This is a genomic window from Micromonospora sp. NPDC049240 (assembly GCF_040647835.1).
Taxonomy (GTDB): domain Bacteria; phylum Actinomycetota; class Actinomycetes; order Mycobacteriales; family Micromonosporaceae; genus Micromonospora.
In genome coordinates this window covers 41651-54261 of the sequence record NZ_JBEZCX010000003.1, presented here as the reverse complement: position 1 = coordinate 54261, position 12611 = coordinate 41651, and the positions used below count along the sequence as shown (strand labels likewise).

Annotated in this window: 11 protein-coding genes; 9 read left to right on the top strand and 2 right to left on the bottom strand. The window is 76.0% G+C overall.

Going from position 1 to position 12611, the window contains the following annotated elements:
- The first annotated feature begins 89 nt into the window (after positions 1-89).
- Positions 90-1544, top strand: a complete 1455-nt coding sequence (locus AB0B02_RS05540; RefSeq protein ID WP_357297074.1) for a polysaccharide biosynthesis tyrosine autokinase — start codon at positions 90-92, stop codon at positions 1542-1544.
- Here the strand turns inward: AB0B02_RS05540 and AB0B02_RS05535 are convergent.
- Positions 1525-2079 (bottom strand): low molecular weight phosphatase family protein, encoded by a 555-nt coding sequence (locus AB0B02_RS05535; protein WP_357297072.1) that lies wholly within the window; start codon positions 2077-2079, stop codon positions 1525-1527. The two genes, AB0B02_RS05540 and AB0B02_RS05535, sit on opposite strands and share 20 nt — an antisense overlap.
- A gap of 144 nt (positions 2080-2223) precedes the next feature.
- Here AB0B02_RS05535 and AB0B02_RS05530 point away from each other — a divergent pair, with 144 nt between their 5' ends.
- From AB0B02_RS05530 to AB0B02_RS05495, 8 genes are all read left to right on the top strand, one after another.
- Positions 2224-3459 (top strand): glycosyltransferase family 4 protein, encoded by a 1236-nt coding sequence (locus tag AB0B02_RS05530; RefSeq protein WP_281941625.1) that lies wholly within the window; start codon positions 2224-2226, stop codon positions 3457-3459.
- Positions 3460-3543: 84 nt separating this feature from the next.
- Complete coding sequence (locus AB0B02_RS05525; RefSeq protein ID WP_357297069.1) at positions 3544-5328, top strand: DUF4012 domain-containing protein; 1785 nt, start codon at positions 3544-3546, stop codon at positions 5326-5328.
- A gap of 13 nt (positions 5329-5341) precedes the next feature.
- Entirely contained in the window at positions 5342-5971 is a 630-nt protein-coding gene (locus AB0B02_RS05520) for a hypothetical protein (RefSeq protein WP_281941621.1), read from the top strand.
- A 100-nt stretch (positions 5972-6071) separates the two neighbouring features.
- Complete coding sequence (locus tag AB0B02_RS05515) at positions 6072-6491, top strand: protein-tyrosine phosphatase family protein (RefSeq protein WP_281941619.1); 420 nt, start codon at positions 6072-6074, stop codon at positions 6489-6491.
- Positions 6492-6633: 142 nt separating this feature from the next.
- Positions 6634-7908, top strand: coding sequence for a serine hydrolase (locus AB0B02_RS05510; RefSeq protein WP_281941617.1), 1275 nt, complete (start codon positions 6634-6636; stop codon positions 7906-7908).
- 142 nt (positions 7909-8050) lie between these two features.
- Positions 8051-9292, top strand: a complete 1242-nt coding sequence (locus AB0B02_RS05505; RefSeq protein ID WP_281941615.1) for a glycosyltransferase — start codon at positions 8051-8053, stop codon at positions 9290-9292.
- Complete coding sequence (locus tag AB0B02_RS05500; RefSeq protein ID WP_281941613.1) at positions 9289-10005, top strand: polysaccharide deacetylase family protein; 717 nt, start codon at positions 9289-9291, stop codon at positions 10003-10005. The genes AB0B02_RS05505 and AB0B02_RS05500 overlap by 4 nt, the downstream gene beginning before the upstream one ends.
- Before the next feature lie 95 nt (positions 10006-10100).
- Complete coding sequence (locus tag AB0B02_RS05495; RefSeq protein ID WP_281941611.1) at positions 10101-11399, top strand: serine hydrolase; 1299 nt, start codon at positions 10101-10103, stop codon at positions 11397-11399.
- 13 nt (positions 11400-11412) lie between these two features.
- Here AB0B02_RS05495 and AB0B02_RS05490 read toward each other — a convergent pair whose 3' ends face one another.
- Positions 11413-12438, bottom strand: a complete 1026-nt coding sequence (locus AB0B02_RS05490) for a substrate-binding domain-containing protein (RefSeq protein WP_281941608.1) — start codon at positions 12436-12438, stop codon at positions 11413-11415.
- Positions 12439-12611: the final 173 nt, after the last annotated feature.

Genomic DNA, 12611 nt, shown 5'->3' with positions numbered 1-12611 from the left:
GCGATTCGATCCTGGCACGGCTACTGGGGCTTTTAGGGGGCTTTTGTGCAACTTCTTCGGCAGGTCGGCGTGTCGCGAGGAGGAGCGGGATGAGCATCCTCGGCTACCTGCGCCTGGTCCGACGCCACTGGTGGATCGTGCTGGTCACGGTCATGCTCACGCTGGGTGTGGCCGCCCTGGTGACGGTCCGCTCCGTGCCTCGGTACCAGGCCTCCGTGACGTTCTTCGTCACCACGGCCAGTCCGGGTGTGATGGACGCCTACCAGGGCAGCCTGTTCCTGCAACAGCGGGTGAAGTCCTACGCTGACCTGCTCACCAGCGACCGGCTGGCGCAGAGCGTGGTCGCCGACGCGCCGCTCGGACTCACCGCCGACCAGGTGCGCGGCAAGATCTCCACGGACGTGCTGCCCGACAAGGTGCTGCTCAAGGCCTCGGTCACCGACACCAACCAGACCCGGGCGCTGAAGCTCACCGAGACCCTGGCGACCGAGTTCACCGAGCTGGTGCGGAAGGTGGAGACCCCGGCGGACGGCAAGGCCCCACCGATCAAGATCGAGGTGGTGAGCGGCCCGCGGGTCACCTCCAGCCCGGTCTCGCCGCGACCGGCGCGCAACCTGGCCCTGGGCGGGCTGCTCGGCCTGCTGGCCGGCGCCGCGCTGGCCGTGCTGCGCGGCATGGCCGACGTACGGATGCGCGACGCCGTGGCGTTGCAGCGGGTGACCGGCAGCCCGCTGCTGGGCGAGATCCCGTTCGAGGCCGGCGCGAAGGCCGCCCCGCTGATCGTCGGTGACGCGGCCACCTCGGTCCGCGCCGAGGCGGTCCGCAAGCTGCGCACCAACCTGCGCTTCGTGGACGTGCACGAGCCGGCCCGGGTCATCGCGGTCACCAGCGCCCTGCAGGGCGAGGGGAAGACCACCATGGCCTGCAACATCGCCATCGCGCTGGCCGAGGCGGGCTGGCGGGTGCTGCTCATCGACGCCGACCTGCGCCGCCCCAAGGCCGCCGACTACCTCGGTCTCGACGGCGGGGTCGGGCTCACCGACGTGCTCGTCGGCGACGTGCAGGTCGGTGACGTGGTGCAGCGGTGGGGCGAGAAGTCGCTGCTGGTCCTGCCCAGCGGCGCCACCCCGCCGAACCCGAGCGAGCTGCTCGGCTCCAAGGCGATGGCGGACCTGCTGGTGGCGCTGCGCGAGTCGGCGGACATCGTGATCATCGACACCGCGCCGCTGCTGGCGGTCACCGACGGCGTGGTGGTGGCCGTGCAGGCCGACGGCGCGCTCCTGGTCACCCAGCAGGGGCGGACCTCGCGCGGCCAGGTGGCCGCCGCGGCGCGGGCGCTCAGCTCGGTGTCGGTGCGGCTGCTCGGCTGCGTGCTCAACATGGCCAAGGTCGGCAAGGCGGACGCCTACCAGTACGAGACGTACAAGGTGGTCGTGCCGCCGGCCGCGCCGACCGTGCCCACCGGCCGGGTCGGGGCGACCCAGCGGGGTGCGCAGAACGCCGTGGGTGACCGGACTCAGGAACTCACCCGGCTGTCGCGATGAGCGCGCGCAGGGGCCGGATCGACCGCTCGATCTCCTCGGCGCACCGGCGGAAGTCGGCCGGGGAGCCGCCGATCGGGTCCCGCAGGTCGTCCGTGCCGCCGGGGGCGGGTTGCAGCCGCCCCCGGGCACGGACGGCCGCCACCACGGCCGCCCGCAGCGGGGTGGTCCCGGGCGCGCCGTCCGGCCGGGCCGCGGCGGCCAGGCGGGCGAACTGGTGCAGCGTGAACATCCGGCCCAACGCGGCCGGGGCCAGCGCCGCGCAGGCCGAACGCTGGCGACGGGTCGCGGTCAGCACCAGCGCCGCCGAGGTGAGGTGCTCCGGGCGCAGCCGGCGGGTGCGGAAGGCGGTCACGTCCGCGCCGTCCCCGGCGGCCACCTCGACGGCGTACGGGTGCATGCCCGCCCCGTCGATCGCGTCGGTGCCGGCGCTGGCCACCGTCACCGGGAGCCCGGCCAGCAACCGGCGGGCGATGAACTCGGCCATCGGTGACCGGCACATGTTCGCGTGGCAGACGAAGAGCACCCCGTCGGGCATCTGGACCCCTCTGGTCGGCGCGGTCGCGCGGGGCGGCGCCGCGACGGTGGGCTGCCGGCGGTCGCGGCCGGACGGCGAGGGGATGCCGGCATCGTACGCGCCACGGTGGACCGGGGTCCGGCAGGCCGCGCCGGGAGCGCGGCCATGAGGATCGGCATCCTGTCGTACCACTTCCCGCCGGAACCGGCGTTCATCCCGGGCAGCCTGGCCGAGGAGCTGGCCGCCCGGGGCCACGAGGTACGCGTGCTCACCGGGTTCCCGGACCACCCGGGTGGCCAGCTCTATCCGGGCTGGCGGCAACGGTGGGGGCACCAGACGCGCAGCGAGCGGCTGACCGTCCGCCGGGTGCCCCGGTACGCCGGCGGGGCGGGCTCCGCCCGCGCGCGGGCGGCCGGCTGGCTCTCCTTCGCCGGCAGCGCGACGCTCGCCGGCCGGCGCTACCTGCGGGGCCTCGACGCGCTGTACGTCCTCCAGCTCCCCGCGGTGACCTTCGCCGCGGCCGGCCTGCTGCGGATGCTGGGCGGGGTGCCGACGGTGCTGCACGTGCAGGACGTCTGGGCGGAGGAGGAGCCGGCCCGGCCGGGGGCGGCAGGTGGCTGGTCGGGGCGGCTGGACGCCGGCCTGCGCCGGCTGTACCGGGAGGCGGACGCGATCGCGGTCAGCGCACCGTCCATGCGCGAGCTGGTGCTCGCCGGCGGGGCCGAACCGGATCGGGTGCGCACGGTGCTCAACTGGACCGACGAGCGACTGTTCCGCCCGGCGCGGCCCGGTCCCGCCGCACGTCGGCTGATCCGCCGGGACGACCGCTGCGTGGTGATGCACGCCGGCACGATCGGCGTACGGCAGGGTCTGGAGACCGCGGTCCGGGCGGCGGCGGCGCTGCGGGACCGGATGGACCTGGTCCTGGTCGGCTCGGGCGCGGAGGAGCGGCGGGTGCGGGACCTCGCCGCCGAACTCCGCGCGGACAACGTCCGGTTCGTCGAGCGGCGCTCGCCGGCGGACATGCCCCAGCTCTACGCGGCCGCCGACTACCAGCTCGTCATGCTGCGCGACCGGCCGGAGCTGCGCGGCACCGTGCCCGGCACCCTGCCGGCCGCGCTCTCCTGCGCCGCGCCGGTGGTCGCCTCGGCCGGCGGCGACACCGCGGAGCTGGTGGAGCGGGCCCGTGCCGGGCTGTCCTGCCCGCCCGAGGACTGGGCGGCCCTGGCCGACCGGTTCTGGCTGGCCGCGGCGATTCCCGCGGCCGCCCGGGCCGACATGGGCCGCCGGGGGCGGGACGCCTACCTGCGGCAGATGTCGCTGCGGGCCGGCGTCGACCGGATCGAGGCGCTGCTGCGCGACGTGGCCACGGTTCGCATGAAAAACACAAAAACCGACTAGAGGCATAGTTCATCCGATACATACTCTTATCCGACACGAGCACCGAATGGTGATCGCAGGCCGGTCGACCCCGAGGAGAGTGGCGTGACGGAACACGCGGCGTCGCACCGCCGACGCCGACGCTCACGGCGACGCCGCCGGGCCCGCGTCCGTCGTGTCCTGCTGGTCGGGCTGGTCGTCGTCTCGGTGCTGGCCACCGCCGGCGGTTGGGTCACGTTCCGGGGCTGGCAGGCCCGGGCCCACCTGGTGAACGCCGCCGGTTTGGCCAAGGACCTCAGCGTCCAGGTGCTCGACGGTGACGTGGCCCGGGCCCAGCGGACCCTGGCCGCGCTCCAGGAACAGGCCGGCGCCGCGCGCGGCGCGACCGGCGACCCGGTCTGGTGGCTCGGCCAGGGCGTCCCGTACGCCGGGGACAACCTGACGGCGGTACGGCAGATCTCGGTGGCGGTGGACGACCTGGCCCGGCTCGCCTTCCCCACCCTGCTCCGGGTCGACCTCGCCTCGCTGGTGCCGAAACAGGGCCGGCTCGACGTGGGCCGGCTGCGCGCGGTCGCGGCCGAGGTGTCGGCCGCCGACCAGGCGGTCCGCCGGACGGCGGACCGGCTACGCGCGGTGCCGACCCGCGGCCTGGTGGCCCAGGTACGTGACGCGGTCACCGCGTTGCGGGAGGAGTTGGACCGGTTGGGCGGGCTCACCTCCGCCGCCGACCGCGGCGTCCGCCTGTTGCCGCCACTGCTCGGCGCGGACGGCCCGCGCAGCTACCTGCTCGTCTCGCAGAACCCGGCCGAGCTGCGGGCCACCGGCGGCATGTTCGGCGCGTACGCCGTGCTGCGCGCGGACTCCGGCCGGATCCGGTTGGCGGGGCAGGGCAACGCCACGGATCTGCAGTACTTCGATCCACCGCTCAAGGTGGACCCGGAGATGCGCCGGCTCTGGTCCGAGCTGCCGGGGATGTATCCGGCGGACGTCAATCTGAGCCCGAGCTTCCCGACCGCCGCCGCGCTCTACCGCGAGATGGTGCGCCGGCGCACCGGGATCACGGTGGACGGTGTGCTGGCGGTCGACCCGGTGATGCTGTCGTACCTGCTCAACGTCATCGGCCCGGTGAAGGTGCCGGACGGTCCGGCGCTGGCCGGCGGCACCGCCGTGCGGACGCTGCTCAGCGACTCGTACCGGGACCTGGACGTGAAGGCGCAGGACGCGTTCTACGCGCGGGCCGCGTCGGGGGTGTTCGACGCGCTGTTCACCAGGACGGTTGACCCGCGAGCGCTTTTAACCGTTATTAGCCGCTCGATACAGGAACGTCGGATATTGTTCTGGAGTGTCCGTTCTGACGAGCAACGCGCGGTGGCCGGGACCCGGCTGGCCGGGCAGCTCCCGGAGCGGGACACCGTGCCGACGGTCGGCGTGTTCCTCAACGACGGCAGCGGCGCGAAGCTCGGCTACTACCTCAGGTTCTCGGCCACCCTGACGGTCGGCGCGTGCCAGCCGGACGGACGCCGCGAACTGCGGCTGCGGGTCACGGTGCACTCCACCGCCCCGCGGTCGGGTCTGACGGAGTCGGTCACGGGCATGGCCCTGTCCGGCGACAAGTACACCGCCCGCACGTTCGTCTCGGTGCACACCCCCAGCGGCGGCGCGGTCCTCGCCGGCCGGCTGGACGGCCGCGACACCGCGATGGGCAGCGGGCTCGACCGTCGGCGTCAGGTCGCGGTGGCGAACGTGGAGGTCGGCCCCGGGCAGACCCGGACGCTCGACGTCACGCTGCTCACCGGCCAGAACGGCGCCGGCACGGCCGATCTGGTGCTCACTCCCACCGTCACCCCGTGGACCACCCAGATAACCACCGCACCCAGATGTGAACAGTAGGAGGGAAACCATCATGCGGCTATCCCGCATCATCATGGCGCTCTCGGTGGGCCTGGCCGTCGTGGCCGCGCCGACCGCGGCCGGAGCGGCGCAGCCGCAGCCACCGGTCTACCCGCCCGGACAACCACCGGCGACCCTGACCGTGACCCCATCCACCATCACCCTCGGTGAGACCTTCACCCTTCAGGGCCAGGGCTTCGGTTCGAACGAGCTGGTGGACATCGACGTCACCATCTCCGACCTTCCGTTCGCCGCGCCAGCCGAGGGAACGGCGCGGCGCAGCGACGGCAGCACGGTGGCGATGGCGTCGGTGGCACACACGTCGAACCTCGCCGCGCCGCAGTCGCCGCCGACGCACTTCACCGTGCGCGCCGACGGGAGCGGCAACTTCACCGTCAACTACCGTCCGACCCGCGTCGGTCGCTACACGTTCACCGCCACCGGTCAGACGACCGGCCGGACCGCCAGCACGACTGGCACGGTACTCCCGGTGCGGCCGACGCGTCCGCCACACCACGGCGGGCACCTGCCCGTCACGGGTGGCAGCATCGGCACGCCGCTGAAGCTCGGCGGTGGCCTGGCCGCTGCCGGCGCGGTGCTGCTGCTGGCGTCCCTGGCCTGGCGCCGCCGTCGCCTCGGCTGACGCCAGGCGCGCCGGGGGAGACCCCGGGCCGATCGCGAGTGCCCGCCGGAGAAGCTCCGGCGGGCACCCGCGTGTCCGGGGTACGCCGCACAATGGGCCGGTGCACCCGACGCCACCGTGGACGGATCCCGCCGGTCTTCTCACGCTGCCCGGCGGCGCCACCGTACGGGGACGCCGGGTCGCCGCCCCGGCCTCCCCGGCCGACTTCGCCCTGTTGCTGGCGCGCGGGCCGGAACCGGCCTGGCCGGTCCGGCGGATCCGCTGGCCCGACTTCTGGCTCCCGCTGGACCGCGCCGACGCCCTGGACGCACTGCGCGAGGCGCGGCGACGCGCGTACGCCGGTCAACGGGTCGAGGTCGCCTGCCACGGCGGCGTGGGCCGCACCGGCACCGCGCTCGCCGCCCTGGCGGTGCTGGACGGGCTGGACCCCGGGCGGGCGGTCGCCTGGGTGCGCGCGCACTACCATCCGCGTGCGGTGGAGACGCCGTGGCAGCGACGGTGGCTGCGCGGCGTCCACTGACCGACCCGCCGGTCCCGGCGGGCCGCTCGGGACAGCCCGGCTCCGCGACTCGACCACGGCGCGGGGCCGGACGATCGGCGCACCGTCACCGGCCCGGTGAGCCGCGCCGCCGGCGGAGCCGCGCTGGGTAAGGTGCCTCTTCATGAGAGCCCGGGTCCTGGCCGCCGTCACCGCCGTCACCCTGCTCGCGGCCGGTGCGCCCGCCCCGGCGCGGGGCGCTCCCGCGCCGGCTCCCGCTCCCGGCGCCGTGGCGCCCTGCCCACGGCTGCCCGCGCCGAAGGTGTCCCGGCCGCCGCGTCCCGTCCCGCCGGCGTCGGTGCCCGAACAGCAGGTGGTGGGCGGCGAGACGCTGGCCGGTCCGGGCCTCGTCACACCGCCCGGCAGTCCCGCGCCGCCGGCGGTCACCGCCACCACCTGGCTGGTCGCCGACCTGGACAGCGGCGCCGTGCTGGGCGCCTGCGGACCGCACGCGTACGGCACCCCCGCCAGCACCCAGAAGCTGCTGCTGGCCGCCACCATGCTCAACCGCCTCGACCCGAAGCAGGTGGCCGTCGCCACCGCCGCCGACCTGGACATCGAGCCGGGCAGCTCGGCGGTGGGCCTGCTGGTCGGCGGGCGCTACCCGGTGGAGACACTGTGGCTGGGCCTGCTGCTCCAGTCGGGCAACGACGCGGCGAACATGCTGGCCCGGCTGGGCGCCGGCAGTGCCCGGGCCGGGGTCGACCAGATGAACGCCGAGGCACGCCGGCTCGGCGCGCTCCAGACCCACGCCGTCACGCCGTCCGGCCTGGACGGCCCCGGGCAGTTCACCAGCGCGTACGACCTGGCGCTGATCGCCCGCGCCTGCTTCGCCGACCCCCGCTTCGGCCGGTACGCGGTGACCGAGCGGGCCCAGATCCCGGCCCAGCCCGCGCTGAAGAAGGGCGGGTTCCAGATCCAGAACGAGAACCAGCTCATCTACCGCTATCCCGGGGCGCTGGGCGGCAAGACCGGCTTCACCGAGCTGGCCCGGCACAGCTATGTCGGCGCCGCCCAGCGCGGCGGGCGCCGGCTGGTGGTGACGCTGCTCGGCGCCGAGGCCCGCCCGGTACGCGGCTGGCAGCAGGGCGCGCAACTGCTCGACTGGGGCTTCGCGCTGCCCCGGGACGCGTCGGTCGGCCGGCTGGTCGACCCGGGTGAGCTGGACCAGCCGGCCGCGCCGGCGGCGACCCGGGAACCCGCGGCCGACGCGCCGGCGACGCCGACGCCGCGGCCGTGGCGAGGGCCGGCCGGCACCGCGCTGCACCGGATGGCCGACGGTGACTGGACGCTCATCGTGCCGGCCGCCGGCCTACTGGCGCTCGCCGTCGGCGGGACCGTGGCGGTGCTCGTCGCCCGGCGGGGCCGGCTCCGGCGGCCCGCTCGCCGCCGCGCCTGACCGCCGCGCCGACCCCGCTCGGACCCCGCCGCCGGGCCGCGTTGACCGGGCTCGGTGCCCGCTCGGACCGCCCGGCCGGGCCTGACCGGTCCCGGTCCCGGTCGCGCCGCGTGGACGCCGTCCGGGTGGGTATGCGCCGCCCATGGCGCACCCGGGACGGATCGTGGTGGTCTCCGCGGACATCGGCGCCGGACACGACCGGGCCGCCGACGAGTTGGCGGAGCGCCTGCGCGGTCGGGGTTTCCAGGTGGACCGGTTGAACCTCCTCCACCTGCTGCCGGGACCGGTGCACCGGGCGGTGCGGGAGACGTACCGGGGGGTGTTGCACCGGCTGCCCCGGGGCTACCACCTGCTGTTCCGGCTGACCAGCCGGTCGCGGGTGTCCGTTCGCGCCATCCGTGCGCTGCTGCGCCCGTTCCGGGCCCGGATCCGCCGCCGCATTCCACCGGACACGAGGGCGGTGGTGACCACCTACCCGTTCGCCAACCAGCTTCTCGGCCCGCTGCGGCGCGGCGGCCGGCTCCGTGTTCCGATTTTCACCTACGTGACCGATTTCGTGGTGCACCCCACCTGGCTCGCGCCGGGCGTGGACGTCTACTGCACGATGCGGCACGCCGAGCTGCAACGGGACGCCGACGCCGACGTCGCGGTGGTCGAGCCGCTGGTCTCCCGGGCGTTCGCCGGCGGCGCCGGCCTCGACCGGCAGTGGGCCCGGGAGCGGTTCGGCCTGCCGCACGACGGCGTGCTCGCTCTCGTGGTGGCCGGGTCCTGGGGCGTCGGCGAGGTGGCGGCCACGGTGGCGGAGGTCGGCGCGACCGGGGCCCGACCGGTGGTGGTGTGCGGACGCAACCGCGCGCTGCGCCGGCGACTGAGCGGTCCCGGCCGGCACGTGCTGGGCTGGGTGGACGACATGCCGACGCTGATGCGGGCCGTGGACGTGGTGGTGGAGAACGCCGGCGGGCTGACCTGTCAGGAGGCGCTCGCGGCCGGGGTGCCGGTGGTCACCTACCGTCCCCTGCCGGGGCACGGGCGGGCGAACGCCGACGTCCTGGCCCGGTCCGGCCTCACCCGGTGGGCGGGCACCCCGGAACAGCTCGGCCCGGTGCTCGCGGCGGTGCTCGACGCCGGCCCGCCGGCCCCGCCGCCGCACCGCGCCCCGCCGCCGGGGACCGCCGTGCCGCGCCCCGATCCCGGGCCCGAGGACCCGGCCGGGGCGCGCGCCGGCCCGGTGTCGGAGGACCCGGTCGGACTGGTCGCCGAGGCCGCGCGCCGGGCTGCCCCGGCCGGTCCGGCCGACCCGGGGCGTCGGCCGCTGCTGGATCCGGTCGGTGACGCGGTGGCCGTCGTCGCCGCGCTGCTCCAGTCCACCGGCGGACTGCGGTGAGGACGGCCGCCCTGGCCGCGGCGGTGGCGCTGCCGCTGGCCCACGCGGCGCCGGCGGTCACCACGCTCCCGGCCCTCCGGCAGCGCCTGCTGCCCGGCCTGCACGGCCTCGGGGCACCCGACCGGGTCGCGCTGACCTTCGACGACGGCCCGGACCCGGAGTCGACGCCCCACTTCCTGGACGTGCTGGCCGCGCACCGGGTCCGGGCCACGTTCTTCGTGCTCGGCGTGATGCTGCGGCGCCGACCGGACCTGGGCCGCCGGCTGGTGGCGGCCGGGCACGAGGTGGCGCTGCACGGCTGGGCACACGACAACCTGTTGCTGCGCGGGCCGGCCGGCACCGTCCGCGACCTGACCCGGGCGTACGACCTGGTGGTGGACGTGACCGGCCGGCCGCCGGCGTTCCTGCGCCCGCCGTACGGGGTGCTCACCGGCGCGGCCCTGGTCGCCGCCCGGCGACTGCGTCTGCGGCCGGTGCTGTGGAGCTGCTGGGGGCGGGACTGGACCACGTCGGCGACCGGGGACGGTGTCCGCCGCCGCGTCCTGGCCGGGTTGCGCGGCGGCGGCACGGTCCTGCTGCACGACTCCTCCTGCGCCGCCGCGCCGGGCGCCTGGCGGGCCGGGCTCGCCGCGCTGCCCGGACTGCTCGCGGAGTGCCGTCACCGGGGGTGGAAGGTCGGCCCGCTCGGCGGCCACGGGCTCGCGGCGCGCTGACCGCAGAGCCGGGACCCTACGCCACCACAACGCCGCCGGGGCGCGAATCCCGGAGCCGGCGACCCGTTCGGGTCGGCGTGGCTAGCGTCCGGGGCATGGGGACCTGGCGACCGTCCGTGGCGCTGGCCGCCGTCCTGCTCCTGCCGCTGTCGACGCCGGTGACACCCGCCGTGGCGGCGACCCGGACCGGCGGGCCGGCCCGCCGGCTGCCCGGTGGGGCGCCGCCCTGCCCGAACGTGCCGGCCCCGGCGACCCGTCCGCCGCAGGCCCCGCCGCCGCCCGACCCGGCCGCGCGGTCCGTCGGCGGCGCGGCGCTGGACACCGCCGGACTCGTCGTGCCGCCCGCGGCGACCGCGACGCCGCCGCCGGTGACCGCGACCTCGTGGCTGGTCGCCGACCTGGACACCGGCGCGGTACTCGGCGGCTGCGGCCCGCACGAGTACGGCGTCCCGGCCAGCGTGCAGAAGCTGCTGCTGGCCGCCACCATGCTGCCCCGGCTGGACCCGGACCGGGAGGTCACCATGACCGCCGGTGACCTGGCGATCGAGCCGGGCAGCTCGGCGGTGGGGCTGGCCGAGGGCGGGCGCTACCGGATCGAGACGATCTGGCTGGGCCTGCTGCTGAAGTCGGGCAACGAGGCGGCCAACGCGCTGGCCCGGCTCGGCGGCGGCCCGGACGGGCTGGCCGGCGGCGTCCGCGCGATGAACGACGAGGCGCATCGGCTCGGCGCCCGGCAGACGCACGCGGTCACGCCGTCCGGGCTGGACGGCCCGGGGCAGTTCACCAGCGCGTACGACCTGGCGTTGATCGCCCGGGCGTGCTTCCGCGAGCCGGCCTTCCGGCGCTACACCGCCACCCGCACCGCGCAGGTGCCCGCCCAGCCGGCGCTGCCCGAGAAGGCGTTCCAGATCCAGAACGACAACATGCTGCTGGACCACTATCCGGGCGCGCTCGGTGGCAAGACCGGCTTCACCGATCTGGCCCGGCACACGTACGTCGGCGCGGCCGAGCGTGGCGGGCGCCGCCTGGTGGTGACGCTGCTCGGCGCGGAGATCCCCACCCAGCGCGGCTGGCAGCAGGGCGCGGCGCTGCTGGACTGGGGATTCGGGCTGCCCCGGGACGCGGCGGTCGGCCGCCTGGTGGAGCCGGGCGAGCTGGACCGCTCGCCGACGCCCGCCACCGGGGCCGCGTCGGCGCTGGCCGGGCACGCCGACCTGGGCGGCGGCGCGGCGCGGCCCGGCACCGGGTCGGGCGTCGGCGTGCCGCTGACGGTGGGCGCGGTGGTGGTGGCCGGGGGAGCGGTGCTGCTGGCCCGTCGCCGTCGGCACGCCGCGGCGGTGGCACTGTCGGCCGCGCCCGGGCTGCGGAAGCCGGAAATTCCGGAAGGCGACTGAGAAGTCCGACTGGTCAGCGGCCGGCGGGGGCCGCGGTGCTGTCCCGCACCACCAGTTCGGTGGCCAGTTCGATCCGGGGCGACTCGATCTCCTCACCCTGGGCCAGGCGCAGCACGGTGCGGGCCGCGAGGCGGCCCATCTCCACCAGCGGCTGGCGCACGGTGGTCAGCGGCGGTGAGGCCCACCGCGCCTCGGGCAGGTCGTCGAAGCCGACCACGGAGACGTCGTCGGCGACCCGCAGGCCGCGGCGGCGCACCGCCTCGTAGACGCCGAAGGCCATCTGGTCGCTGGCCGCGAAGATCGCGGTGGGCGGGTCGTCGAGGTCGAGCAGCGCGCCGCCGGCCGTGTAGCCGGCGGCGTGGTAGAAGTCGCCCGGGTGCACCAGCCGGTCGTCGGCCGGCACGCCGGCGGCGGCCAGCGCGGCCCGGTAGCCGTCCAGCCGGGCCCGGCTGCACAGCAGGTGCGGCGGGCCGGCGACGAACCCGATCCGCTGGTGGCCCAGGCTCAACAGGTGCTCGGTGGCGGACAGGCCGCCGGTCCAGTTGGTGGCGCCGATCGCCGGCACGTCGGTCCCGGCCACGCCGGCGTCCGGGTCGACCACCACCACCGGCACGTTGAGCCGGCGCAGTTGCGCGTGCACCGCCGGGCTCAGGTGCGAGGTCACCACGATCACCCCGTCGGAGGCGCGGGCTCGCAGGTTGTGCAGCCACTGCCGGGTGGAGCTGGACTCGCGGTGCACGGCCGAGACGACGATGCCCACCCCGGCGGCGTGGCCGACGTCCTCCACCCCGCGGATGATCTCCACGGCCCAGGGGCTGTCCAGGTCGTTGAAGACCAGGTCGACCAGGTCCGCCCGGCGTACCGTGCGGCTGTTGCGGCGGCGGTAACCGTGGTGGCGCAGCAGCTCCTCGACCCGCTCCCGGGTGTCCGGCGCGACGTCGGAACGCCCGTTGAGCACCCGCGACACGGTGGGCACGGAGACACCGGCCTCCCGTGCGATCGCGGTGATGGTCACCCTGCGCTCGTCGTCCGCGCTCACCCGTGTTCCCTTCGCCGGCTGCCGGACCGACCGGAAAACCGTTCCGCCCCACGGACATCTTGCCGTACGCCGAGGGCTTGACGACAGATCGACCCGGCCCTAGCGTTCGGACAACTTGCGGAAACCTTCCGGAAACGCGTCGGCGACCGTGCCGCGACGTGCCCATGCCGACC